Origin of the sequence: Streptomyces sp. CBMA152, from assembly GCF_014596475.1 — a bacterium.
In the GTDB taxonomy this organism is placed as follows: domain Bacteria; phylum Actinomycetota; class Actinomycetes; order Streptomycetales; family Streptomycetaceae; genus Streptomyces.
Window position 1 is genome coordinate 689,098 of the sequence record NZ_MECJ01000033.1, and the last position, 23,952, is coordinate 713,049.

At 70.5% G+C, this 23,952-nt stretch carries 21 protein-coding genes and 1 tRNA gene; 7 read left to right on the forward strand and 15 right to left on the reverse strand.

The genetic code is table 11. From position 1 onward, the window contains the following. The first annotated feature begins 60 nt into the window (after nt 1-60). The 4 genes from BG418_RS35995 to BG418_RS36010 all read left to right on the forward strand — a co-directional run bounded on the left by BG418_RS35995 (nt 61) and on the right by BG418_RS36010 (nt 4,126). Nucleotides 61-1,161: a methyltransferase domain-containing protein gene (locus BG418_RS35995; RefSeq protein ID WP_188278247.1), complete on the forward strand. Its 1,101-nt coding sequence runs from the start codon at nt 61-63 to the stop codon at nt 1,159-1,161. Between the two features lie 261 nt (nt 1,162-1,422). Beyond that, complete coding sequence (locus BG418_RS36000) at nt 1,423-1,974, forward strand: hypothetical protein (protein WP_188278248.1); 552 nt, start codon at nt 1,423-1,425, stop codon at nt 1,972-1,974. A gap of 9 nt (nt 1,975-1,983) precedes the next feature. Then, nucleotides 1,984-2,469 carry a group II truncated hemoglobin gene (locus BG418_RS36005; protein ID WP_188278249.1) on the forward strand — a complete coding sequence of 162 codons (486 nt, stop codon included), beginning with the start codon at nt 1,984-1,986 and terminating at the stop codon, nt 2,467-2,469. Between the two features lie 118 nt (nt 2,470-2,587). Further along, a complete protein-coding gene (locus BG418_RS36010) occupies nt 2,588-4,126 on the forward strand; it encodes an MFS transporter (protein WP_188278250.1) in 1,539 nt (512 codons plus the stop codon). Nucleotides 4,127-4,262: 136 nt separating this feature from the next. On the opposite strand, the gene BG418_RS36015 is transcribed toward BG418_RS36010, so the two are convergent. From BG418_RS36015 to BG418_RS40325, 3 genes are all read right to left on the reverse strand, one after another. Beyond that, nucleotides 4,263-4,853 carry a lytic polysaccharide monooxygenase gene (locus BG418_RS36015; protein ID WP_188278251.1) on the reverse strand — a complete coding sequence of 197 codons (591 nt, stop codon included), beginning with the start codon at nt 4,851-4,853 and terminating at the stop codon, nt 4,263-4,265. 166 nt (nt 4,854-5,019) lie between these two features. Then, a complete protein-coding gene (locus BG418_RS40320; protein ID WP_399001607.1) occupies nt 5,020-6,162 on the reverse strand; it encodes an SPFH domain-containing protein in 1,143 nt (380 codons plus the stop codon). An 11-nt stretch (nt 6,163-6,173) separates the two neighbouring features. After that, on the reverse strand, nt 6,174-7,556 hold the full coding sequence (locus tag BG418_RS40325; RefSeq protein WP_223185963.1) for a peptidoglycan-binding protein: 1,383 nt from the start codon (nt 7,554-7,556) through the stop codon (nt 6,174-6,176). Between the two features lie 206 nt (nt 7,557-7,762). Here BG418_RS40325 and BG418_RS36025 point away from each other — a divergent pair. From BG418_RS36025 to BG418_RS36035, 3 genes are all read left to right on the forward strand, one after another. After that, nucleotides 7,763-7,836, forward strand: a tRNA-Lys gene (locus BG418_RS36025). 515 nt (nt 7,837-8,351) lie between these two features. After that, a complete protein-coding gene (locus tag BG418_RS36030; protein WP_188278252.1) occupies nt 8,352-10,388 on the forward strand; it encodes a glycosyltransferase family 2 protein in 2,037 nt (678 codons plus the stop codon). Continuing rightward, entirely contained in the window at nt 10,385-12,325 is a 1,941-nt protein-coding gene (locus BG418_RS36035; RefSeq protein WP_188278253.1) for a kelch motif-containing protein, read from the forward strand. Before BG418_RS36030 ends, BG418_RS36035 begins: the two co-directional genes overlap by 4 nt. Nucleotides 12,326-12,546: 221 nt before the next feature. On the opposite strand, the gene BG418_RS36040 is transcribed toward BG418_RS36035, so the two are convergent. The 12 genes from BG418_RS36040 to BG418_RS36095 form a co-directional block, all read right to left on the reverse strand. Then, nucleotides 12,547-13,539: a glycoside hydrolase family 6 protein gene (locus BG418_RS36040; RefSeq protein ID WP_188278254.1), complete on the reverse strand. Its 993-nt coding sequence runs from the start codon at nt 13,537-13,539 to the stop codon at nt 12,547-12,549. A gap of 334 nt (nt 13,540-13,873) precedes the next feature. Next, the gene (locus BG418_RS36045) at nt 13,874-14,560 is read right to left on the reverse strand and encodes a class F sortase (RefSeq protein WP_188278255.1); all 687 of its coding nucleotides are present in this window, start codon (nt 14,558-14,560) and stop codon (nt 13,874-13,876) included. 10 nt (nt 14,561-14,570) lie between these two features. Next, nucleotides 14,571-15,140 (reverse strand): hypothetical protein, encoded by a 570-nt coding sequence (locus BG418_RS36050; protein WP_188278256.1) that lies wholly within the window; start codon nt 15,138-15,140, stop codon nt 14,571-14,573. A gap of 153 nt (nt 15,141-15,293) precedes the next feature. Next, nucleotides 15,294-16,073, reverse strand: coding sequence for an HAD-IIA family hydrolase (locus BG418_RS36055; protein ID WP_188278257.1), 780 nt, complete (start codon nt 16,071-16,073; stop codon nt 15,294-15,296). Between the two features lie 178 nt (nt 16,074-16,251). Beyond that, entirely contained in the window at nt 16,252-17,322 is a 1,071-nt protein-coding gene (locus BG418_RS36060; protein ID WP_188278258.1) for a 2-aminoethylphosphonate ABC transporter substrate-binding protein, read from the reverse strand. Between the two features lie 31 nt (nt 17,323-17,353). Next, a complete protein-coding gene (locus BG418_RS36065) occupies nt 17,354-18,151 on the reverse strand; it encodes an ABC transporter permease subunit (RefSeq protein ID WP_188278259.1) in 798 nt (265 codons plus the stop codon). Next, nucleotides 18,138-19,079 (reverse strand): 2-aminoethylphosphonate ABC transporter permease subunit, encoded by a 942-nt coding sequence (locus BG418_RS36070; protein ID WP_188278260.1) that lies wholly within the window; start codon nt 19,077-19,079, stop codon nt 18,138-18,140. The genes BG418_RS36065 and BG418_RS36070 overlap by 14 nt, the downstream gene beginning before the upstream one ends. Then, on the reverse strand, nt 19,072-20,121 hold the full coding sequence (locus BG418_RS36075; protein WP_188278261.1) for an ABC transporter ATP-binding protein: 1,050 nt from the start codon (nt 20,119-20,121) through the stop codon (nt 19,072-19,074). The genes BG418_RS36070 and BG418_RS36075 overlap by 8 nt, the downstream gene beginning before the upstream one ends. Next, entirely contained in the window at nt 20,118-20,798 is a 681-nt protein-coding gene (locus tag BG418_RS36080; RefSeq protein WP_188278262.1) for a phosphonatase-like hydrolase, read from the reverse strand. The genes BG418_RS36075 and BG418_RS36080 overlap by 4 nt, the downstream gene beginning before the upstream one ends. 14 nt (nt 20,799-20,812) lie before the next feature. Next, nucleotides 20,813-21,934, reverse strand: coding sequence for a TIGR03364 family FAD-dependent oxidoreductase (locus BG418_RS36085; protein WP_188278263.1), 1,122 nt, complete (start codon nt 21,932-21,934; stop codon nt 20,813-20,815). 248 nt (nt 21,935-22,182) lie between these two features. After that, the gene (locus BG418_RS36090) at nt 22,183-22,947 is read right to left on the reverse strand and encodes a GntR family transcriptional regulator (RefSeq protein ID WP_188278264.1); all 765 of its coding nucleotides are present in this window, start codon (nt 22,945-22,947) and stop codon (nt 22,183-22,185) included. A gap of 84 nt (nt 22,948-23,031) precedes the next feature. Then, on the reverse strand, nt 23,032-23,823 hold the full coding sequence (locus BG418_RS36095; protein ID WP_188278265.1) for a hypothetical protein: 792 nt from the start codon (nt 23,821-23,823) through the stop codon (nt 23,032-23,034). Nucleotides 23,824-23,952 lie beyond the last annotated feature (129 nt).

Genomic DNA, 23,952 nt, shown 5'->3' on the forward strand with positions numbered 1-23,952 from the left:
GCGGAGTGGGCGGAGTTGGGACGAGTACTCACGGCCGGCGGCCTCCTCTCTTCCGACTGGATGCCGGCATTTGCCGCCGTGCGTCGGTTCGCCTTCCTGCCCGACCTCATGTGGCCCTTCGACATGGAGGCGGGTGGCAGCGTCGCCGTGGACAAGCGGCGTGATCCCGACGTGTGGCAGCGGTATGCCGAGGCGGACGCGCCCATCGTCACGCAGTGGGACGACGGCGAGCATTCCGGCACGGAGCCCGGAGCGGTCTCGACGAGCTCCGCATCGATGCCGAGTGTGGTGTTCTCCATGCTCCGGGACCTGGACGTCCAGGCCGGGAACCGGGTCTTGGAGATCGGCACCGGCACGGGCTGGAACGCCGCCCTGCTCGCCCACCGGCTCGGCCCCGAGAACGTCGTCACCGTTGAGGTGGACGAGGCGGTGGCGGCGACCGCGCGGGCGGCTCTCGACCGCTTCGGTCTGCCCGCCCGGGTGGTCCACGGCGACGGCTTCAAGGGGCACCGGGAAGAGGCGCCGTACGACCGGATCATTGCCACGTGCGGGCTGCGGTCCATCCCCTTCGCGTGGGTGGAGCAGAGCCGACCCGGCGGGGTGATCGTGGCCCCGTGGGGGACGGACTACAGCAATGGTGACGCTGTGGCCCGACTGACCGTGGCCGATGACGGCAAGAGCGCGTCGGGGCCGTTCACGGGCCCCGTGGAGTTCATGAAACTGCGGGCGCAGCGACTGCCGGCCGTCGTCCATGCCGAGTACGTCAAGGGCGGCGTCGCCGACGGCGACGAGTCGTCCACCACGATCACGGAAGGCGAGTTCGTGGGCGGCCGGTTCAAGCCGCAGGAGTTCGCACTGGGGCTGCGGGTGCGCGACAGCGTGCGCGTCGTTGCCGCCAAAGCCGATGGGGCCCGGCCCGTGTGGTTCTACGGGCTCACCGACCGCTCGTGGGCGTGCGTGCAGTTCCGCGACGGCGACCACGCGCGCGTCTGGCAATCGGGTCCACGCCGACTCTGGGACGAAGTGGAGTCGGCCCACCAGTGGTGGGATGAGCAAGGCCGCCCCGGATTCGATCGCTTCGGGCTCGTCGTGGACGGCGGCGGCGAACGAGTCTGGCTCGACTCGCCTGACAACCTCCTGCCGGTCGTCCAAGCGCCGTAGACAGCCAGGCGAAGACAACCCCACCCACCTCCTCGCCGACTCCGAGAACCGGGACGGCTACTCCCCCAAGGAGTGCGGTGCCTTCGATGCGACCACGCTCTTCAGCTTCACGGTTCCTACTGCGTGGAGGCGCAATCCTAGGACGTGGACGCCAGGGTGATCCACGTCCTCGATCGGCCGCCGGGACGCGACGGACGCTGTCCGCGTTCCCCCACGGCGAACACCCTCGACAAACCACCCCGCCCGAGTAACGTTGATTACATGATTACAGCCGAACAGCACGAGCAGCTTCGCGGCTGGTTTTCCGGTCGCATACCGGACGATCTCTATGAGCGTCTGGTGGAGGTGGTGGTCGACCGTGAGGAGATCACCGTCATCGGGCGTATCCCCGAGCCCAAGGTCAGCGACAACGCGTCCCCCGTCGAGCGGGACGCCGCGCTCGACGGGCGTATCCAGGAGTTTCGGGAGCGCACCCGGGACGAGCGGATCGCCGTGGCGCGGGAGGCCGAGCATCGGTATGGGCGGAAGGTGTCGTGGGGGGCGGAGTGCGGGGGGCGGCGGGCTCTGTTCACGCATGTCGCGGCGCCCGTCATGACCCGGCTGCGGCAGCCGGAGCGGCAGGTTCTCGACACCCTGGTCGCCGGCGGGGTCGCCCGCAGTCGTAGTGATGCGCTCGCCTGGTGCGTACGACTGGTGCAGAGTCACACCGACGACTGGCTCGGGGATCTGCGCGACTCCCTGGAACGCGTACGGGAAGTGCGCGCCCAGGGGCCCGACCGTCCGCCGGAGACATCCGCACCGGAGAGTGAGTGAGGATCGTGCATGAGCGACGACAGTCCGGGTACGCCCAACATCTTTGAGTGGATGGGCGGTCAGGCCGCCCTCGACCGGCTGACCGAAGTGTTCTACGGGCATGTGCACAAGGACCCCGTGCTCGCGCCGGTGTTCGCGGGCGCTCCGCCCGAGCACCCCCACCACGTCGCCGTCTGGCTCGCCGAGGTCTTCGGCGGGCCCGCCGACTACACCGCCTCCCACGGCGGCCACGACCACATGGCCGCGCGCCACCTCGGCCGCGGTATCACCGAGGAGCAGCGGCGGCGCTGGATCGCGCTGCTGATGGACTCGGCGGACGAGGTGGGGCTCGCGGGCGACCCGGAGTTCCGCGCGGTGTTCGCGTACTACATCGAGTGGGGCACCCGTATGGCGCTCCTCTACTCCGGGCCGAACCCGCCGCCGGTGGAGGGGACCGGCGCCCGCGTGCCCCGGTGGGGGTGGAATCAGACCCCTCCCTGGCAGCCCAACCCCTAGCCCGTCTGTCGTCAACTGCCTTGCGTACGGCCCCTTCCCGCACCTCGGGAAGGGGCCGTACGCATGTCTTATACAAACGTTCTAGACAAGTGTTTTAAACAGCCGTACAGTTCCTGTCATGACGCACTCGCCGCGCACGAACAGCCCGAGCAGCCCGACCGGCCTCCGAGCCGGCCGCAAGGAATGGACCGCCTTCGTCGTCCTCCTGCTGCCGCTCCTCCTGGTCTCGATGGACGTCTCCGTCCTCTACTTCGCCATCCCGTCGATCACCCGGGAGCTGGACCCGAGCGCCACCCAGCAGCTGTGGATCTTCGACGTGTACGCCTTCGCGCTCGCCGGGCTGCTCATCACGATGGGGTCGCTCGGTGACCGGATCGGGCGCCGCAAGCTGCTGCTGATCGGCGCGACGGCGTTCGGCCTCGCCTCGGTGACGGCGGCGTACGCGACCAGCGCCGAGATGCTCATCGCGGCCCGCGCCCTGCTCGGCGTCGGCGGGGCCACCCTGATGCCCTCCACCATGGGCCTGGTCCGCAACATGTTCCGCGACGACAAGCAGCGCGGGCAGGCGATCGGCATCTGGTCGGGCGCCATGGCGGGCGGCATCGCGCTCGGCTCGGTGATGAGCGGGGTGATGCTGGAGCACTTCTGGTGGGGCTCGGTGTTCCTGATCAACGTGCCCGCGATGCTGCTCCTGCTGGTCCTCGTCCCGCTCCTGGTCCCCGAGTTCAAGGACCCGGCGCCCGGCAAGTTCGACCTGCTGAGCGTGCCGCTGTCGATGGGCGCGGTGCTGCCGGTGGTGTACGGGCTGAAGGAGTTCGCGGCCGAGGGCTTCAGCTGGGCGCGACTGCTCTCGGTGGCCGCGGGCCTCGCGATCGGCTGGGTCTTCGTCCGCCGCCAGCGCACCAAGCGGGACGCGATGATCAGCCGTGAACTCTTCCGCGACCGCGTCTTCGGCGCCGGGATCTCGCTCAACGCCGTCGCCGCCTTCGCGATGATGGGCTCCGCGTACTTCACCACGCAGTACCTCCAGTCGGTGCTCGGCATGGGCACCATGGAGGCGGCTCTGTGGTCGCTGGCCCCCTCGGTCGCGGTGGGCATCGCGGCCCCGACGGCCACGGCCGTGGCGGCGAAGGTCGGCAAGGCCCCGGTCATCGCGGCGGGCTTCATGATCGGCGGCGCGGGCTACGGCATCCTCGCCCTCACCGGCACCGACTCCCTCTGGCTCGTACTGACCGGCGCCGCGGTGATCGCCAGCGGCATCGTCACGGTGATGGCGCTCGTCTCCGACATGGCGCTGGCATCGGCCCCGGCCGAGAAGGCTAGTTCGGCGGCCTCGCTCCTGGAGACCGGCCAGGAGTTCGGCGGCGCGCTCGGTATGGCGGTCCTGGGCTCGATCGGCACCGCGGTCTACCGCTCCGACATGCCCGACTCGGCTCCGCCCGCCGCCCGCGAGACCCTGGGCGCGGCCGTCGCGAGCGCCGACCACGCGCTGGTGACGACGGCCCGGGAGGCCTTCGTCCACGGGATGCAGTACGCGGCGGTCGGCGGCACGGTGCTGCTTCTGGGTACGGCGGTCCTTGCGGTGGCGATGCTGCGCGGCACCGCGGCGGCCGAGCCCGCGCGGGCTCCCGAGCCGGAGGGTGAGCTGGTGGCGTAAGCCCCGTACGCGTACGACCGCCGGGCGGGCTCGTTATGAGCTTGCCCGGCGGTCGTTTCGCATTTCGGCTGCGCGCCGGTGGGGGCTGGTCGCGCAGTTCCCCGCGCCCCTGGGTAGTCCGAGGCACGCGGAAGTTTCAGAACTGCACGTCCGAACAGGCGTAAAACGCGTTGCCCGTGTCCGCGATCGTCCAGACCGCGAGGATCAGATGGCGGCCCGTCTTGCCGGCGGGGATGGTGCCCTCGTGGGAGAGCGTGGACGGCGGCCGCTGGCCGTAGAAGGGGACGGTCAGGAACGGCTGCGGGTCGAGCGCGTCCCGGGTGAGCGGCCGGCTCGGGTCCCAGCCGTCTCTGGTGATGTAGTACGTGAAGTCCGTGGTGGCGTGCATGGCCGTGAACTGCCAGCGGAAGGTGTACGTCTGACCTGCCGTCAGCTGGGTCGTGGGCCAGCCGGTGCCGCCGCGCGGATCGTCCAGCTCGGCGAACCTGCTGTTGCCGCCCGCGCAGATCGTGCCGTCGTCGGGCCCGGCGTCCGGGAAGCCCTTGGGTCCCTCGACGGACTGCGGCTCCCACTGTATTTCGCCGCAGTCGTGGGCGTTGGCGCACACCTTCTGGCGGCTCAGTGGCTGATCGGTGTAGCCGTGGCTGCTCGCGGTCGAAGTGGCCAGCAGGGAGGTCCCCGCCGCCACGAGCGCGACCACGGCCGCGCCCAGCTTCTTTTTCCGCATGCTGACGCTCCTGGAGAACGTGGGGGAGTTCCGGGATCGGGCACGCGCGCGTCCGTGATGGAGCATGGTCCAGTCTTGGTCTGGACCAACTACCAGACTATTCACGCCAGTTGAGCATGTCCAGACCAATCACACGGCCGGGTCTCCCGCTCGCCCGAACCCCTCCCTACGCTCCCTCCGCCCCACCCCTCCCCGTATAGAACGCCACCGTCAGGTCCTTCACCAGCGCCCTGCGCTCGTAGTCGTCGAGCTCGACCAGGCCGCGCGAGGTGAGCCGGGTGACCGTGTCCTCGACCGCGTCCACCACCGACGTCAGCACCGCGTCCCGGTGCCGGGCGTCGATCGCCGCGACCCGGCGCCGCCGCATCGCGGCCGCGACCTCGGGCGCGTACTCGATCACGGTGGGCTGCGCCGAGTACACCTCGATCCCGACCGGCGCAGCCTCCGCCTTGAGCAGCCGGGTCAGCGCGTCCCCGACGGCCTCCGCGTCGCGCAGGGTCGGGGCGTCGTCGTGGAAGGCGTCGGCCGGGAGCTGGGAGAGGACCCGGGCCATCGCCGCCTCCACCTGTTCGCGCAGATAGACGACGTGGTCCTCGACGGCGAGCGCCGCCCGCGCGGTGTCCCTGACCCGCCACACCACCAGGACCACCACCCGCAGCGCCGTGCCGTCGGCGTCGACCGCGGGCATCGGCTCGCTGCGCCAGTGCCTCAGCCGTACGTCGACCCGGCGGCGCAGCAGCAGCGGGTTCGTCCACATCAGCCCCGTACGCCGCACGCTCCCCCGGTAGTCACCGAAGAGCGACAGCACCCAGGCACCCCCGACCCGGCCCCGCCCGAGCCCGCCGAAGCAGACGACCGCGAGAGCCACCCCGAGCACGAGCAGCGCCCAGCGCGCCGGGCCGATGCCCGTCCCTCCATGTGTATACGAGTGCAGACGCGGCACCCCCGTCAGCGCGGCCGGAAGCACCCGGGCCGACCAGATCACCGCCGCGCACCCGGCGAGCGCGGCGACTCCCGCCCCGACCGCGACCACCCCGGGCAGCACGGGCCCGGGCCGCTCGACGAGCCCCGGGTCACCGGGCGTGGCGGGACGGGCGGGCGCGGGGAGGGGCGTGGTGGGCACGGCACGGCGGGCCGGGACCGGAGCGAGGGGCTGCGGCACCACCGGGTTGGACCCCGTGTCGTCCCGGAACAGCAGATGCACCGGGATCTCGGCGGTGGATTCGCCCTTGATCACCGCGACCCGCCGCCCCGGGGTGTCCCCGGCCCGGCCACCGTCGCCGCCGTCCGTCGTCTTCGTCTGCTGCATCGATACCTCCGTCATGCGAAGAGCCGCCGCCAGGTCTCGGGGCCGGGGTAGCCGTCGGCCTCGGCGCCGCGCCAGCCCTGGGCACGCTGGAACGCCTCGACGTTGCGGCGGTCGGCCTCTTCCCAGTCGGGTCCGGGGCCGGATGTGTAGTAGCGGCCGAAGCCCTTCAGCACGAGCCGGCGGCCGAGGTCGGTCACGTACGTACTGGACTGACCAGGGCGGAAGTACCCCGCGCCGGGGTAGGCGGGCGCCGTCACGAAGGACGCCGGGGTCGCGGTGACCGCCGGGGTGCGGGCGGCGGGGATGTCCCTGCCCGTGCCCTTGACGAGCAGGCTCCAGGTGTCGGGGCCGGGCAGCCCGTCGGCCTCCGTGCCGGTCCAGCCCTGCGCCCGCTGGAACGCCTCGGTCGCCCGCCGGTCCGCGTCGCCCCAGCGCGGTCCCGGGCCCTCGGTGTAGAAGCGCTTGCCGCCGCGCGCGACGAGCATCTGGCCGAGACGGGTGACGTTGGCGTTGTTGGCGCCCGGCCCGAAGGAGGCCGCGCCCGGGAAGGCCGTGGAGGGCTTGTCCGGGGCGGACTTGTCCGGGGCGCTGTCCGTCGCGGTGGCCGGGAGCGTTCCGGAGGTCCCGTTGCTGAGGCCCTTGTAGCGGTAGGGCAGATAGCGGGTGGAGTTGCTCCAGTACGCGTACGGGGTCGACTGCTTGCGGGCGTTGGGGGGCGTCTGCTCGTACGCGACGTAATAGGTGTGCGTGTAGTCGGTCCAGCCGCCGAAGATCACGACGTGCGAGCCGCGGGTCGGGTTGTCGGGGTTGTGGAAGAGCAGCATGTCGCCGGGCTGGAGCTCGTCCTTGGTGATCCGCACCGCGAAGGTGGCGAGGCTGCCGGTCCACTCGTTGGTGCCGAGGTTCCAGGCCATGGAGACGAAGCCGGAGCAGTCCTGGCGGTACCCGTCCGACCAGTACTCGTCCATGCTGTACGGGACCTGGGCACTCACCCACTTCTTGGCCCGGTTGACGATGTCGGCCCGGGTCATCGGCTGAAGCCGTCGCGGCGGCGTCAGTCCGCCGACACCGGCCGGGCTCCCGTGCAACGCGCTGGTCACACCCTGCGCGGTGACGGGCTCGTCGTCCGCCCCCGTCGCACCGTCGCCGTCGAGGGCGCGGTCGTGGGGGGTGGGGTGCCCGGCAGCCGGACCATGGCCGACGCCGACGTCCCGGCCACCCCCGTCCGCCGCGGCGGCGGTGCCGCTCAGGACCACCCCCGCCGCCGTCGCCAGGACGATCGCGCGGCGGGCGCCGCCGGCGCGGAGCGGTCGGGCGGCCGAGCGCCGCCGTTCCGCGCACCCCGCGCACCCGCACGCACCCGGTTCGTACTCCTCGAACTGCGGCAACTCCAGCACCGCCGCCATACCCGTCACCTGCCGCTCTCGGAGATCTCGTGGCCTTTGAAGATCTTTTCTGCGCTTCTGCACGGGCCGACAGCTTTCCAACTGTCCGCACAAATCGCATTGTGACGGATCAAAACGGATGAAACGAACATCTCATCGCGCGTCGCCGGTCAGAACCACCCGTCCGCGTCCGGTAGAGTTCTTGTTGTCAGCAGGCGCCGCTAGCTCAGTTGGTTAGAGCAGCTGACTCTTAATCAGCGGGTCCGGGGTTCGAGTCCCTGGCGGCGCACAGACAGTCGCGACCCCCTCACCATCGGTGAGGGGGTCGCGGTCGTTTTCCCCGGCGCACGCCCGCGCCTCCGGTGCCATGCGGCGCGTCGCACTGCCACGGGAGCTCTACCCGAAATCCGCACGCCCTGCACAAGCGCCCCGTAAAGCCCGTGTATGACCGGTAAACAGCTTGTTTCACCCTTGCGATCAAGCCGGTCGACATAGAAACCTGACTGGGGGCCCATTGGCCCCAAGGGGGTGCGCGGCTCCATCAGTTGGAGGGCACGAGGGGCCGCGCGAGCGATTCGGAGGGGAATGTCCCGGTTGTGCGGACCACGGGGTGGGGGCCCCGTTCATCAATCGGTGCCGATGAAGGCATCATGCAACCGGAAGGGTCTCGTCCCATGTCTAGAACAAGGGTGCGGCCCGCCCCTGACTGACCATCAGTACGTCCGCACCGGTCGAGGGGGACCGACGCGGACGCAGGAACACGACACACACGCAAGCGGACCTTTGCGTGCGGGGGGATGACTCATGACGTCGACGCCGACCGGCGCCCGGCAACACGATGACCCGTCCCAGACCACCCAGCTCCGGATCCCCGCGCATCTGCGGGCCGGAGCGGCGCGGCAGCGGCTGAAAAAGTCCCTGCCCCGCTACGACTACGAGCACTACAGCAGGCTCGCCGGCCCGCTCACCCAGCCGGACCCGACGAAGCCGTACCGCGTGCAGTACCGGTCGCTCCTCTCGCAGGAGCCGCACCGGATACGCGCGGCCCTGCTGCTCGGCGCGGCCCCGCTGGTCTCGCTCGGCCTGTTCGCCTGGCTGATGCAGCCGGAGCACTGGACCAAGCGCGACCACGCCTCGCAGTCCCTGCTGGTCCTGGACATCGTCATGCTGGTCTCGATCGGCCTGATCGAGCTCTTCCGGACGATGAACGTCCTGTCGAACGCGCACGCGACCCTGGTCGCCCGCGACCCGATTCCCGTGGTGCCCGAGACCGGCACCAAGGTCGCCTTCCTCACCTCCTTCGTGCCCGGCAAGGAGCCGCTGGAGATGGTGACCAAGACGCTTGAGGCGGCGGTCCGCATCCGCCACCGCGGCCTGATGCACGTCTGGCTGCTCGACGAGGGCGACGACCCGGCGGTCAAGGAGGTCTGTGCGCGCCTCGGGGTGCACCACTTCTCCCGCAAGGGCATATCCCGCTGGAACCAGCCCAAGGGCCCGCACCGCGCCAAGACCAAGCACGGCAACTACAACGCCTGGCTGGAGGCGCACGGCGGCGACTACGACTTCTTCGCCTCGGTCGACACCGACCACGTGCCGCTGCCCAACTACCTGGAGCGGATGCTCGGTTACTTCCGCGACCCGGACGTCGGCTTCGTCATCGGCCCGCAGGTCTACGGCAACTACGACACGTTCGTCACCAAGGCGGCCGAGTCCCAGCAGTTCCTCTTCCACGCGCTGATCCAGCGCGCCGGCAACAAGTACGGCGCGCCGATGTTCGTCGGTACCAGCAACGCGGTGCGCATCAGCGCCCTGAAGCAGATCGGCGGCCTGTACGACTCGATCACCGAGGACATGGCCACCGGCTTCGAGATGCACCGGCACAGCAACCCGGCGACCGGCAACAAGTGGCGCTCGGTCTACACCCCGGACGTGCTGGCCGTCGGCGAGGGCCCGTCCGCCTGGACCGACTTCTTCACCCAGCAGCTGCGCTGGTCGAGAGGTACGTACGAGACGATCCTCAAGCAGTACTGGAAGGGCTTCACCACGCTGCCGTTCGGCAAGCTCTTCAACTACACGATGATGATCATCTTCTACCCGATGTCGGCCCTCAACTGGATCCTGGCGGCGCTCAGTTGCACGCTGTTCCTGGGCCTGGGCGCCTCGGGTGTGCAGATCGACCCGGTCATCTGGATGATGCTGTACGGCAACGCCTCGGCCCTCCAGATCGGGCTCTACATCTGGAACCGGCGCCACAACGTCTCGCCGCACGAGCCGGAGGGTTCCGGCGGGATCGCCGGCATGGTGATGTCCGCGCTCTCCGCGCCGATCTACGCCCGCTCGCTGATGGACGCCGTACTGCGCCGCAAGAGCTCCTTCGTGGTGACGCCCAAGGGCGACTCGTCCAGCCCGGACACGCTCTTCGGCACCTTCCGCATCCACCTGTTCTTCATCGTGGTCTTCGGCGGCTCGCTGATCGCCTCGCTCTTCAACGGCCACAGCCACCCCGCGATGATCACCTGGGCCGCGCTGGCCCTGCTGATCACGGCCGCGCCGATCATCGGCTGGCGGTGGACCGTACGGGCGGAGAAGAAGAAGCGCGGCAAGCGGCGCCGGTCCGGACCGCCCGCGCCTCCGGCCCAGGCGCAGCCGCCGCATCCGCAGCAGCGCCCGCAGTGGGCCCCGGCCCCCGAGGCCCAGGCCGGACCGCAGCCGCTTCCGCAGGCCGGACCCCATGCCGGATCGCAGCCGCTTCCGCAGCCCAGGACGCAGGCCGGGCCCGGGACCGACGGACCGGCCGACGACCAGACCGTGCAGATCGTGCTTGGGGGACGTAACCCATGAGATACCGTCCGAGCCGCCGTACCCGCCGCTGGGCGATCGGTACGGCGGTGGTCCTCGCGCTCGCGGGCGCCAACGGGCCCTGGCTGTACCGGTTCTCCACGGACCAGTACCACGACTACAAGATCAACCAGCCGGGGTACAAGGCGGACAACGGCCACTGGGACATGGTCGACATGCCCAAGGAGTTCCGCCTCAACACGATCCACGCGGCGCTCCTGCACACCGGCAAGATCCTGCTGGTCGCGGGCTCCGGCAACAACGCCAAGAACTTCGACGCGAAGAAGTTCGACACGGTGCTGTGGGATCCCGAGAAGAACACCTTCAAGAAGATCCACACGCCCAACGACCTGTTCTGCACCGGCCACACCCAGCTGGCCGACGGCAATCTGCTGATCGCGGGCGGCACCAAGCGGTACGAGAAGCTCAAGGGCGATGTCACCAAGGCCGGCGGCCTGATGATCGTCCACAACGAGGACCCGGACAAGCCGATCACGCTGCCCGCGGGCACCCGGTTCACCGGCAAGTCCAACGGCAAGACGTTCGTCTCCAAGGACCCCGTGCTCGTCTCGCGCGCGAAGAAGATCTTCGACAAGAGCACCGGCAAGTTCCTGCGTACGGAGGCCGGGCTCGGGCGGATCTACGTCGAGGCCGAGCAGTCCGGCACCGAGCACGAGACCGGCACCGAGGACAACTACCGCATCCAGGGCCTCACCGGCTCCGACACCCGCAACGTCTACGGCATCGCGCAGAAACTCGCCCTGGACAAGAAGGACTTCCAGGGGATCCGGGACGCGTACGAGTTCGACCCGGTCGCCGAGCGGTACATCACCGTCGACCCGATGAACGAGGCGCGCTGGTACCCGACGCTGACGACGCTGGCCGACGGCAAGGTCCTGGCGCTGTCGGGCCTGGACGACATCGGGCAGCTGGTGCCGGGCAAGAACGAGGTGTACGACCCGAAGACCAAGAAGTGGACGTACACCAAGGGGATCATGCAGTTCCCCACGTACCCGGCGGTGTTCCTGCTGCAGAACGGCAAGCTGTTCTACTCGGGCTCCAACGCGGGGTACGGGCCGGACAACGTCGGGCGCGACCCGGGCATCTGGGACTTCGAGACCAACAAGTTCACCAAGATCCCCGGGCTGAGCGACGCGACCGAGATGGAGACGTCGGGCACGGTGCTCATGCCGCCGGCGCAGGACGAGAAGTACATGGTGATCGGCGGGGGCGGGGTCGGCGAGTCCGAGAAGTCGTCGAAGAAGACGCGGATCGTGGACCTGAAGGACCCCGACCCGTCCTTCAAGGACGGCCCTTCGCTGTCCGACGGCACCCGCTACCCCGAGACGTCGGTCCTGCCCGACGACACCATGCTGATCAGCGGCGGCTCCAAGGACTACCGGGGCCGGGGCGGGTCCAATCTGCACCAGGCGCGGATCTACGACGCGAAGACGGGCACGATGCGGCGGGTGGCGGATCCGGAGGTCGGCCGCAACTATCACTCGGGGTCGATCCTGCTCCCGGATGGACGGGTCGTGACGTTCGGCGGCGACTCGCTCTTCGCCGACAAGGACGACACGAAACCGGGTGTGTTCGAGCAGCGCATCGAGATCTATACGCCGCCGTATCTGTACAAGGGCAAGGGCAAGCAGCCCGACCTGGGCGAGGGGCCCAAGTCCCTTGCGCTGGGCGGGAGCGGGGTGTTCAAGTCCAAGGACGCGGCGTCGATCAGGACGGCCCGGCTGATCCGGCCCAGCGCGACGACGCATGTCACGGACATCGACCAGCGGTCGATCGCGCTGGATGTCTCGAAGACGGCGGACGGTGTGCAGGTCACGGTTCCCAAGAGCCGCAACCTGGTGCCGCCGGGGTGGTACATGCTGTTCGTCACGGACGGGGAGGGCGTGCCGTCGAAGGCGGTGTGGGTGGAGGTGCCGTAGGGGGCGGCGGCGTTTTGGCCCCCACCCCGCCCCTTCCCTGAACCCTGCCGGGGGCGGGTGGGGGTGGAGGTGGGTTCTCCCGGGGGCTGCGCCCCCGGACCCCTTTTGCGGGGCCTGCGGCCCCTGCACCCCGCTTCGGCTGCGGACCGTGCTGGGTTGCTCGCGCAGTTCCCCGCGCCCCTAGGAGGGCCCGAAGGGCCCATCTAAGGGGCGGGGTGGGGCTACTTCGTGTTGTGCGACAGCCCCAGCGCGTACTCCGGCCACCACTCCCCCGCCTTCGGCCCGCCCTTGCAGTCGCCGTCCGATTCGCCGGGGCGCTTGACCCAGACGTAGGCGTCCACCAGGGGGTCACCGGTGTGCGTCGTGGGGCGTTCGCCCAGCGCGCGGCCCGGCGGGTTGCACCAGGTCTCCTTCGGGTCGCCGCCCGTGTAGGGGCCGTTGCCGTTGCGGCTGGTGTCGATCACGAAGTGTTTGCCGGACAGCTTCGCGGACAGCTTGTGGCCGAAGTCCTTGCTGGCCGCTGTTGTCTGGAAGTTGGAGACGTTCACCGCGAAACCGTCGGCCAGGTCCACGCCCGCCCGGCGGAGCGGTTCGTCAAGGGCGTCCGGCTGCTGCCACCCCGCGTTGCCCGCGTCCACGTACACCTTCACCCCCGGCTGCTGCTTCAGCCGCGAGACCGCCTTCTTCAGCAGGTCGTACCGCTCCTCGGCGAACTGGGGCGGGGTGCAGCCGTCCACGAGGTGCAGGACCGCGTCCGGCTCCAGGACCACCGTGGCACCCCGGTCACCGATCCCGGCGGCGACCTTGTCCACCCACGCCCGGTACGCGTCCCCGTCCGCCGCCCCGCCCTTGGAGAACTGGCCGCAGTCGCGGTGCGGGATGTTGTAGAGCACGAGCAGCGCCGTGCGGTCGGCCTTGGCCGCGGCCTCGGTGAAGCCCTTCGCCTCCGACTCGGGGTTCTCCGGGCCGATCCACTCCCCGACCGGCTGCTCCGCGATCTTCGAGATCAGCGCGGCGTTGGAGTCGTCGCCGTCCTTGCGGTACGCCGCGACCTGCCGCGAGGCGTTGCCGTCCGGGTTGACCCAGAACGGGTCGACCGACTTGGGCTGCTGCGCCACCGTCGGCTTCTTGCCACCGTCCGACGACGAGCAGGACGTCAGCAGCAGCGCCGCGCCCACAGCGACCGCGCCCGCCCGCGCACAGCTCCGGAACATCCGATCCCCCTCAAACGTGCTTCCCCGGACGCTTCCCCCGATCCATCGTGGCACACCCGGACGTCCCGCACCGACGCGATCCCCACCGAGCGCACACGGAGGGCGACTTGGCGTTATCCGGGACTAGGCCGAAAGCGCACACCGGTTCTACAGTGGTCGCGTCGGCCCCAGCCCCGGCCGCTTGTGCGACGCCGTTCCCCTTGAGCCTCCCGTGGCGGCGCCGGGCTTCTCCCGCAGCCCGCGCGCCCACGGTCGAGGACCAGCCCGGCCGGCGGCTCCGGGGGGAGCGGGCCGTCGGCCGGGCCAGGTGCCCGGGCCAACCGCCCGCGCGCGCTCAGGACTTGACCGCCGCCTGACGCGGCGCCCGTACATCCGTCAGATAGGCGGAGACCACGACATTCGCCGTATACGTACGCGCCTTGCGGTCGTACGTGCCCCCGCAGGTGATCAGCCGCAGCTCGGCGCGGCCCGCCTCGCGCGGCCCGTACACCTTGTGCGCGTCGAACCGGTCGCGTGTGAAGACCCGTACGTCGTCGATGGTGAACTCGGCGACCGAGCCGTCGGAGCGGACCACGTCGACCTTCTGGCCGGGGCGGGTGGCGCTCAGGCCGTAGAAGACGGCCGGTTTGCTCTCGGTGTCGACATGGCCGACGAGCAGCGCCGCGCCCGGGGCGCCGGGCTGGGCCCCGGCGCCGTACCAGCCGACCGTGCCCGGCCGGTCGTACGGCGGCGGGTCGACCGCGCCCGAGGTGTCCAGGCCGCGCGGCACGACGGGTGCGGTCACGCCTATCGACGGGATCTCGACACGTTGCGGCGCCGCCGCCGTCACCGGGTCGTGCGCGGGCGGCAGCGCCACGCCCAGCGGGCGCCCCACCGCCGCCACATCGCCCGTGGTCGGGGCCGAGCTGCCGCCCGGGCCGTCGCTGACCTCGCGGCCCCACAGCCACAGGCCGACCAGCAGGACCGCCCAGGCGACCCCGGTGAGCAGCCGCCCGGTGCCGGACGCGTGCTCGCTGGACACGGGTGGCTCCTCAGTCGCTGCGGCGCCGGCGCCGCACGCCCCGGCCCGCCACGGCGAGCGCCGCCACGGCCGCCAGGGCCAGGCCGATCACGGCGTGCTTGGTGCCCGGGCCCTGCTCGGTGGGCTGGTGGTCCGAGGCGAGCCGGGAGGTGCCGCCGCCGCCCGCGTGGACGGGGGCGTGCGGGGTGGGACGGCCTCGGTGGTCGCCGTCGTGTCCGTCGCGGTTGCCGCCGCGGACGACCGTGACCCGGCCACTGGCCTGCCCGGCGCTGTCCTTGCAGTTGACCCAGATGTCGTAGTCGCGCGGCTGGGCGTCGGAGCGGATCCTGGCCTGTGCGAAGAGGCCCCCGTCGGCGGCAGGCGCGAAGTTCGCCTGCGCCACGAAGGCCTCCGAGGTCCCGACGGCCTGCCGCCCGCTGCACACGCTGACCCGTAGATCCACCTCACCGCCCGGCGCGATCGTGGACGGCGTCACCGTCACCGACCCGTGCGGCTCGGACTCCGCCGTAGCGGCGGACACGGGCATCACCGCGGCAGCCACCGCCACGGCCGCACAGAGCGTGACCTGTCGAAAACGCATCGTGAACCTCCTAGAAGGAAGATTCACGCGACGGAGGCCATTTCGCATCCGGGACGCGCCCGAACGGCTGCACCCCGCGCCATTCAGCATCCCGGACGGCTGCCTTTAGGGGCGCGGGGAACTGCGCGACAAGCCACGCACGGTCCGCAGCGACTAGATCAGCTTCACCAGATCGGCGATCGAGTCGACAGTCGTAGAAGGCCGGAAGGGAAAGTTCTCCACATCCTCGGGCCGAGTGAGCCCGGTCAGCACGAGAAACGTCTGCATCCCCGCCTCCAGTCCGGCCAGGACATCCGTGTCCATCCGGTCACCGATCATCGCGCTGGTCTCGGAATGCGCCCCGATCGCATTCAACCCCGTCCGCATCATCAACGGATTCGGCTTCCCCGCGAAGTACGGCTTCTTCCCCGTCGCCTTGGTGATCAGCGCGGCCACCGCGCCCGTCGCGGGCAGCGGGCCCTCGGTGGACGGCCCGGTCTCGTCCGGGTTGGTGCAGATGAACCGCGCACCGCCGTTGATCAGCCGGATCGCCTTGGTCAGCGCCTCGAAGCTGTACGTACGGGTCTCGCCCAGGACCACGTAGTCCGGCTCGTGGTCGGTCAGGACGTACCCGATGTCGTGCAGCGCGGTCGTCAGACCGGCCTCGCCGATGACGTACGCCGTGCCGCCGGGCCGCTGGTCGTCCAGGAACTTGGCGGTGGCGAGCGCCGAGGTCCAGATGTTGTCGACGGGGACGTGCAGGCCCATCCGGGCGAGCCGGGCCTGGAGGTCGCGCGGGGTGTAGATCGAGTTGTTGGTCAGGACCAGGAAGGGCTTGCCCGACTCCTTGAGCCCGGTGATGAAGGCGTCCGCACCCGGGATCGGCGTGCCCTCGTGGATGAGGACCCCGTCCATGTCGGTGAGCCAGGATTCGATCGGCTTGCGCTCTGCCATGGGGCGGACTCTCCTGCGGTGTGCGCCGGTGGGCGCGGGGGGCTGGGCGATGCCGGTCGCACCACGGTGTGCGGTGCCGACAGCGCCCAGCCTAGTCAAGATGCGCGGATCTTCACCTGGTCGATCACCTGGTGGATCCCGGGACCGAGATTCAGCTGGTGGATCCCGGGACCGGGGTTCAGCTGCCGGTCGCGGACTTCCAGGCGTCCACGTACTCGGTCAGGTGCGTGCTGATGTCGAGCCAGTTCGGGTCGAAGATCTCGACGCCCTGCGTCAGCTGGGCGAGCGCGGTCGCGTTGGCATCCGTGGCCTTGACGTCGCTGCGGGCCGCGAAGCCGCCGCCGATCGCGCTGACCTCCTGCTGCGCCTGCTCGGTCAGCATGAAGTCGAGCAGCTTCTTGCCGTTGGTGGTGTGCGGGGCTTTGTCGACGAGACCGGCGGCGTACGGCAGCGCGAAGGTGGTGGGCTTGCCGGGGCCGGTCGCCGGGAACCAGATGCCGAGGTTGGGCATGGTCTTGGCCTGGGCGTAGTTCATCTGCACATCGCCGTTGGCGACGAGCAGCTCGCCCTTGTCGACCTTGGGCGCGAGCTTGCCGGTGGAGGCGGACGGGCCGACGTTGTTGGCCTGGAGCTTCTTCAGGTACTCCATCGCGGCCTCCTTGCCGCCGAAGTCGTGCATCGCCTTGATGACGACGGCGGTGCCGTCACCGGCGACGCCCGGGGTGGAGTACTGGAGCTTGTTCTTGTACTTGCCGTCCAGCAGCTCCTCCCAGGTCTTGGGGGCCTGGGTGAGCTCCTTCTTGTTGTAGACGAAGCCGAAGTAGTTGTTGACGACGGCCGTCCACTTGCCCTTGGAGTTCTTCTGCGGGTCCGGCACCTTGTCGGCGCCGGCCGGTACGTACGACTGCAACAGGCCCTTGGCATCGGCCTGCTGGATGAACGGCGGCAGCGTGACCAGCACGTCGGCCTGCGTGTTGGACTTCTCGCGGACGGCGCGCTGCACCATCTCGCCCGAGCCGCCCTCGACGTACTTGACCTTGATGCCGGTCTTCGCCTCGAAGTCCTTGAAGACCTTGTCGTACCAGCCGTCGCCCTTCTCGCCCTTGAGGCCGTCGGCGCTGTAGACGGTGACGACCTTCTCGTCCGCCTTGGAGTCGGCGGAGGAGGAGCCGCCGCAGGCGGAGAGGGTGGCGGCGAGGACGAGGCTGCCGGTCACGGCGGCGAGCGGCTTGAGCGGGCTTGTGCGCATGGCGTTTCGAACTCCTGTTGTCTGAAGCCTGTTATCTGAAGCGGGCTTTGGTACGGATACGGGAGACCGCGAGCAGGACGAGCAGCGTCGTGCCCATGAGGACCACGGCGACGGCCGCGCCGGTGAAGAGCGAGCCACGGTCGGTGGCCGCGAAGATCTGTACGGGCAGGGGCGTCCAGTCCGGTGGGTAGAGCATCATCGTGGCGCTCAACTCGCCCATGGACAGGGCGAAGCAGAGCCCGGCGGCCGCGGTCAGGGACGGCAGCAGAAGCGGCAGCCTGACCCGCCACAGGACGTACGCGGGCCGGGCGCCGAGGCTGGCCGCGGCCTGCTCGTACATCGGGTCCAGACGCACGATGGCGGCCGAAACCGACTGGTAGGCAAACGCCGTGACAAGAACGGTGTGCGCGAGGATCACGATCCAGCGCGTTCCGTTGAGCAGGACCGGCGGTTTGGAGAACGCGACCAGGACCGCGAGCCCCACGACCACCGAGGGCACGGCGACGGGCAGCACGAACAGCGCATCCATCGCCCGCTTGCCGCGCTTGCCCAGCGAGGCGGCGGCCAGCGCCGCCCACGCCCCGACGGTCAGCGCCAGCAGGCTGGCCGAGACGGCCGTGACCAGGCTGGTGGTGAGCGCCTGGAGCGAGTCGCCGGTGGTGGCCGCGTCGTAGTGGGAGGTGGTGAAGCCGGACGGGAACGCGCCCGACCAGTTGGTCGCGAACGACGCGGCGACGATGACGAGCAGTGGCAGCGCGAAGATCGGCAGGAACAGGACGAAGAAGACGGTCCAGGTGGCCCAGCGGCCGCCCCGGCTATGCACCAACACGTCGGCTCACCACCCGGTAGAGGCCGTAGAGGCCCACGGAGATCGCGATGTTGACGACGGCGACGACACAGGCGGCCGGGTAGTCCGACTCCAGGATCGCCTTGCTGTAGACGAGCATGGGGAGGGTGGTGACCCCTTTCGCCCCGGTGAAGAGCACGATGCCGAACTCGTTGAGACACATGACGAGGACGAGCGAGCCGCCGGCGGCGAGCGCGGGCAGCGCCTCGGGCAGGATCACCCGCCGCACGATCCGGGCGGGCCGCGCGCCGAGCGACGACGCCACCTCCAGCTGTGCGGTGTCCAGTTGGGAGAACGCGGCGAGCAGCGGCCGCATCACGAAGGGCGTGAAGTACGTGATCTCCGCGAGCAGTACGCCCCAGGGGGTGGTCAGGAACTGGAACGGCCCGCTGTGCGCACCGGTCACATCCGTCCACATCCCGTTGGCCATACCGACCGTGCCGTAGATGAACAGCAGCGCGAGCGTGATCAGGAACGACGGGAAGGAGAGGAAGACGTCGATGAACCGCGCGACGGCCTTTCCGCCGGGGAACGGGACGAAGGCGATGACGAGGGCGAGGACGAATCCGAGCACCAGGCACCCAGCCGTGGCGCCTGTGGCGAGCCACACCGTGGTGGTGAGCGCGTCCCGGAACGCGTGGGACGCGAAGACGTCGGTGTACGGGGCCAGCGACATCCCGTCGGAGCCGTCGGGGGTCAGTGACTGTCGTACGACGAGGACGAGGGGGTAGAGGAAGGTGAGTCCGAGGACGAGGACGGGGGGAAGCGCCCACAGCGCCTTGGGCAGGCGTGGCCGAGCCCGTTTATCCCCCTCCTCCCGTTGTGGGCAGGCGTTCCGCACGGCGGAACGGGTGGGCACAACCCCCGGTCCCGGGTGCCCGGACACTGTGGGGCGCGTCGGATTACCCATTCCCGACCCCTGCGGAGAGCAGCACCGCGTCCTCCGCCGCGAAGTGCAGCGTGACCTCGTCGCCCAGCGCAGGCGTCGCGCGCAGCTCGCGCAGGTCCGCCTTGATGCGGTGACCGGCCACGTCCACGTACAGGCGATGCGTGGAGCCGCGCCACTGGACCTCGGCGATCCGCCCGCGCAGGGCGTTGGGGCCGTCCCCGAGCCCGACCAGGTGCGGCCGTACGCACAGCGTGGCCGACGCCCCCACCGCGACCTCGTCCGTGGCGACCGCGAGCGAGGTCCCGCCGAACGACACGTACCCCGAACCGACCCGCACCGGCAGCAGATTGGCGTTGCCGACGAACGACGCGGTGAACTCGGTACGCGGGCGCCGATAGAGGTCCTGCGGCGTGCCGCAGTCCCGCAGCCGGGCCCGGTCCATCACGGCGATACGGTCGGCCAGGGTCAGCGCCTCGACCTGGTCGTGGGTGACGTACAGGATCGAGACGTCCGGCAACTCGCGGTGCAGCCGGGCGAGTTCGGTGAGCATGCCGGAGCGCAGTTGGGCGTCGAGTGCCGACAGCGGCTCGTCGAGGAGCAGTACGCCCGGCCGGATGGCCAGCGCCCGCGCGATGGCGACGCGCTGCTGCTGGCCGCCGGAGAGCTCGCGCGGATAGCGCCGCGCGTACGCCGACATCCCGGTCATCTCCAGCGCCTCGGCGACCCGTCCGGGGATCTCGGCCCGGGGCGCCTTCTGGGCGCGCAGCCCGAACGCGACGTTGTCGGCGACCCGCATGTGCGGGAAGAGCGCGTACTGCTGCACGACCATGCCGATGCCCCGCCGGTGCGGCGGCAGCGCGGTGACGTCCCGGCCGCCGATGAACACCCGCCCGGCGGCGGGCCGCACGAACCCGGCGACGGCCCGCAGCGCGGTGGTCTTGCCGGACCCGGACGGCCCGAGCAGCGCCATGACCTCGCCGGGCTCGACGGTGAGGTCGAGCGAGTCGAGGACGGTGTTCCCGTCGTAGACGACGCTGACCCCGTCGAACCGTATGCCGGTCATGAGCTTTCCGCCCGCGCGATGAGGTCCGGCAGCTCGGCCACCGAGCCGAGCACGTCGGTCGCCCCCGCCGCCCGCAGCGCGGCCTCGTCATGGGCGCCGGTCAGCACCCCGGCGACGATGCCCGCGCCGGAACGCACCCCGCTGAGCACGTCGTACGAGGTGTCACCGGCCACCGCGATCTCCCGCACCCCGTCCACCGCGCCTGTGCGCAGGAACGCCGCGAGCACCATGTCCGGGTACGGCCGCCCCCGGCCCCCCGCGTCCGCCGGGCACAGGGTGAGATCGACGAGGTCGCGCCAGCCGAGCGCGCCGAGGATGGCGTCCTGGGTGACCCGGGCGAATCCGGTGGTCAGGACGACCGTGCGCCCTTCGGCCCGCAGCCGCTCGATCGCCTCGCGGGCGCCGGGCAGCGCGGCGATCCTGCCGCCCGCGACGAGCTCCCCGTACGCCTGCTCGAAGGCGGTGTTCGCGGTCTGCGCCCGCTCCTCGGTGCCGAACAGATGCCGGAAGACGGAGATCTTGGACTCGCCCATGGTGGCGCGGACGTAGTCGACCATCGTGTCCGGATCCTCGCCGAGCCGCCGGGCGGCGGCCGCGAAGGCCTGCTCGACGAGCCCGCCGTCGGCGACGGTGGTGCCCGCCATGTCAAGAACGACCAGCTTGTACGCAGTACTCATGTCACTCAACTCCCTTACCAGCCCAGCTCGTTCGCGGTCCGCTCGGCGATCGCCGGGGAGCAGGTCATACCGCGCCCGCCCGGCCCGGTCACCAGCCACACCCCGTCGCGCACCTGCTGGCGGTGGACGACGCGGGAGGTGTCGGTGCACTGCGCGTACACCCCGGCCCACCGGTGGCGGACCTTCGGCATCGGGCGGCCGAGGAAGGACTCGACGACCCGCGCCAGATGCTCGTACGGCTCCTCGACGACGTCGAAGGCGAAGGGGTGCTCGTACTCGTGCGTGTCGCCGATCGTCAGCCCGCCGTCCGCGCGCTGCACCATCAGGAGCTGCATCTTGTGCGCGGCGGCCGTCGGATCCTGCGCCTGGCCCGCGTTGAGCGCGTCGAGCGCGCCGCTCGCGTACGCCGGGTAGTAGCGGAAGCTGTCGGCGTCGGCGACGGACGTGGTCAGCGTCTCGCCGAGCGGCTCGGTCTGCATCATCTGCAGCCGTACGCGACGGACGGGCAGGTCGGGCACGAGCTCGCGCACGAGCCCGCCGAGCCACGCACCCGTACACAGGACGACGACGTCGCCGGTGTGGGTGTCGCCGTGATCGTCGCGGACAGCATTCTCGCCGATGACCTCACGGACTTCCCGCCCACCGAGGAAGGTGTACCGCCCGGACGCAAACAGCGCCTTCTTGAGCGCGAGTTGGGCGGTACGGGGTTCGACGGCGGCATCGCGCTCGCACCACAGGGCGGCGACGAAGTCACCACGCAGCGCGGGGTTGACGGCCCGCGCCTCGTCGGCGGTGAGCAGCTTGTAGCCCCGGGCGGCAGCGTCCTCGCGCGCCAACGCGGCTTCGGCGACGGCGAGTTCGAGGTCGTTACGTACGGGGGTGAGCGAGCCACAGGCCCGGAACCCCAGCTCCGGCACCCGCTCCCCGATGCCCTCCCACAGCTCCCGGGCCCGCAGAGCGGTGTCCAACTCCTCACCCCCGGCGCGGCCACTGACCCATATCTGCCCGAAGTTACGCAGGGAAGCCCCGCGCGCCTCGCTCTCGCGCTCGATCTGTACGACCTCGTGGCCGCGTTCCACTGCGTGCCAGGCGTGCATGGTTCCCACCACGCCGGCTCCAACGACGATGACTCTCACGCGGTGAACAGTCCTCGGGGCGGGTGGACCAAAGGGGTCCACCCGCCGACGGGACGGTGAACGCCCCTTCAAGTTTGGCCTAGACCCGTTATGGTTCTGTTATACAAAGTGGCTGGCCCTACAAGGGGCGCGGGGAACTGCGCGAGCAACCCAGCGCGATCCGCAGACAGCACGGCACAGCACCCCCCACCTCCTAGGAGCGCGGGGAACTGCGCGACCAGCCACAACGCACCCGCTGACGAAAACGGCTACACCGCACCGCCCAGATGCGTGGTGAACGAGAACCGATCCCCCCGATAAAGCGTCCGCACCCGCTCCAGCGGCAACCCCGCCGTATCCCGGGAAACCCGATGAATCAGCAACATCGGCAACGCAGGCGGCGTACCAATCAGCAACGCCTCCCGCGGAGTAGCAAGTACGGTCTCGATCCGCTCATCCGCGTCCCCGAAGGCAATCCCGAGCCGGTCATGCAGATACGCATAGAACGACGAGTCCGGCTCGAACTCAACATCCAGACGCGGCACCCGCCCCACCGACACGTACGTACTCTCCAACCCCATCCGCTCATCGTCCGCGAGCAGCACACGCTCCATGTGCCACACAGGCTCCCCCCGCGAGAGACCCGTCTCGGCGGCCAGCGCGGCCGGGCACGGGAACCGGTCGAGGGAAATCAGCGCGCGCCCCGGACGACGCCCCTGCCGACGTACGCCCTCCGTATAGCTCGCGAGCGAGAGTGGCTGCTCCAGCTTCGGGCCCGCGACCACCGTCCCGCGCCCCTGCCGCCGCAGCCGTCCTTCGAGCAGCAGCTCGCGCAGCGCCTGGCGCACGGTCTCGCGGGCGACCTCGTACTGTACGGCGAGATCGCGTTCGGTCGGCAGCAGCCCGCCCTCCCCCAACTCGTCGATGAGCGCGGCCACTTGGGCCTTGACGGCGTAGTACTTGGGGATGCGCCCGTGCTCGGGGATGCCGGAGCGGACGGGGGCGCCGGGGGCTTGATCGTTCGGGTAGTCCACGAGGGGGATGTTCGCACGGGAAGGTACGTGCGCCTCAGCCGCGCCGAAGCTGTCGGCGCCGAAGCCGTCGGCGCGGACACCGGCTCAGCGGCGCCGAAGACGCAGCCTCCGCGACCCGATCACCAGCGCCCCACCACCGAGAACCAGCCCCCCGGCCACAGCCCCGGGCACGACGGGCGAACCGGTCCCGGTCTCGGCCAGCTCGTCGAAGTCGTCCAGGTCGTCCTGGTCACCCAGCCCGGCCAGTTCAGGCGCACGCGGCGTCACCGCACCCGGCGGCGCGATCCCGAACCGGTACCCGCCGGACTCCCCGACCCACTCCCCGCTGTCGCCCCGCCGCTGCACGACCGCCGCGTTCACGGTGACCTGGTTGGCCCGGGTGTCGGCGGTGAAGCCGAGCCGGACCTTGATCGTGACGGTCTGCCGCGCGCCGATCACGAACCCGGGGAACCCGTCGTCGAAGACCCCGATGTGCTCGTCCTCGTCCGTGCGCTCGAACGGAACGGGGTGCGGGCGCCCGGCCGCCGTATCGAAGAACTCCATCTTGGCCTGGGAGTTCTTGAGCGTCCGGTCCCGGTCGACGAGGACGACGACGGGGTGGATGTTGCGGCAGGTGCGGGCGGTGGTGTTGGTGAGGTCGACGTACCAGACCTGGGCGCCGTCACCGGGGTGGTACTCGGCGGGCCCGCCGTGGATCCGGGTGTCGAACGGGAAGTCGCGACCGTCCTTGTCCCCGCACACCGGCTGGTTGGCGGCGAAGAGCGAGGCGTGCCCGTGCCGGCCGCGCGGCTCGCTCTCGTCGGCCGTCGCGGCGGAGGTCCCGGACAGGGCCGTGGCCGCGGTCATTCCGATGGCGAGGGCGTTGCGCAGTCGCATGAGGAGCCTTTGCTGGTCGCAGGCGTTCGTGCCTCCGGACCCTGCCACGCGCGCGCGAAGCCTCACCGCCGCCACGCCCGCCGCCGACGGATCGGCCCCGCGAATCCACCTGATCAGCCCAATATCGTC

Excerpts from the sequence above, each read along its gene's own strand:
- BG418_RS36095 (WP_188278265.1), bottom strand. The coding sequence starts at position 23,823 with ATGCGACTGCGCAACGCCCTCGCCATCGGAATGACCGCGGCCACGGCC.
- BG418_RS36070 (WP_188278260.1), bottom strand. The coding sequence starts at position 19,079 with ATGGGTAATCCGACGCGCCCCACAGTGTCCGGGCACCCGGGACCGGGG.
- BG418_RS36060 (WP_188278258.1), bottom strand. The coding sequence starts at position 17,322 with ATGCGCACAAGCCCGCTCAAGCCGCTCGCCGCCGTGACCGGCAGCCTC.
- BG418_RS36080 (WP_188278262.1), bottom strand. The coding sequence starts at position 20,798 with ATGAGTACTGCGTACAAGCTGGTCGTTCTTGACATGGCGGGCACCACC.
- BG418_RS36010 (WP_188278250.1), top strand. The coding sequence starts at position 2,588 with ATGACGCACTCGCCGCGCACGAACAGCCCGAGCAGCCCGACCGGCCTC.
- BG418_RS36040 (WP_188278254.1), bottom strand. The coding sequence starts at position 13,539 with ATGTTCCGGAGCTGTGCGCGGGCGGGCGCGGTCGCTGTGGGCGCGGCG.
- BG418_RS36035 (WP_188278253.1), top strand. The coding sequence starts at position 10,385 with ATGAGATACCGTCCGAGCCGCCGTACCCGCCGCTGGGCGATCGGTACG.
- BG418_RS36000 (WP_188278248.1), top strand. The coding sequence starts at position 1,423 with ATGATTACAGCCGAACAGCACGAGCAGCTTCGCGGCTGGTTTTCCGGT.
- BG418_RS40320 (WP_399001607.1), bottom strand. The coding sequence starts at position 6,162 with ATGCAGCAGACGAAGACGACGGACGGCGGCGACGGTGGCCGGGCCGGG.
- BG418_RS36055 (WP_188278257.1), bottom strand. The coding sequence starts at position 16,073 with ATGGCAGAGCGCAAGCCGATCGAATCCTGGCTCACCGACATGGACGGG.
- BG418_RS36075 (WP_188278261.1), bottom strand. The coding sequence starts at position 20,121 with ATGACCGGCATACGGTTCGACGGGGTCAGCGTCGTCTACGACGGGAAC.
- BG418_RS36005 (WP_188278249.1), top strand. The coding sequence starts at position 1,984 with ATGAGCGACGACAGTCCGGGTACGCCCAACATCTTTGAGTGGATGGGC.
- BG418_RS36030 (WP_188278252.1), top strand. The coding sequence starts at position 8,352 with ATGACGTCGACGCCGACCGGCGCCCGGCAACACGATGACCCGTCCCAG.
- BG418_RS35995 (WP_188278247.1), top strand. The coding sequence starts at position 61 with ATGCCGGCATTTGCCGCCGTGCGTCGGTTCGCCTTCCTGCCCGACCTC.
- BG418_RS36015 (WP_188278251.1), bottom strand. The coding sequence starts at position 4,853 with ATGCGGAAAAAGAAGCTGGGCGCGGCCGTGGTCGCGCTCGTGGCGGCG.
- BG418_RS36050 (WP_188278256.1), bottom strand. The coding sequence starts at position 15,140 with ATGCGTTTTCGACAGGTCACGCTCTGTGCGGCCGTGGCGGTGGCTGCC.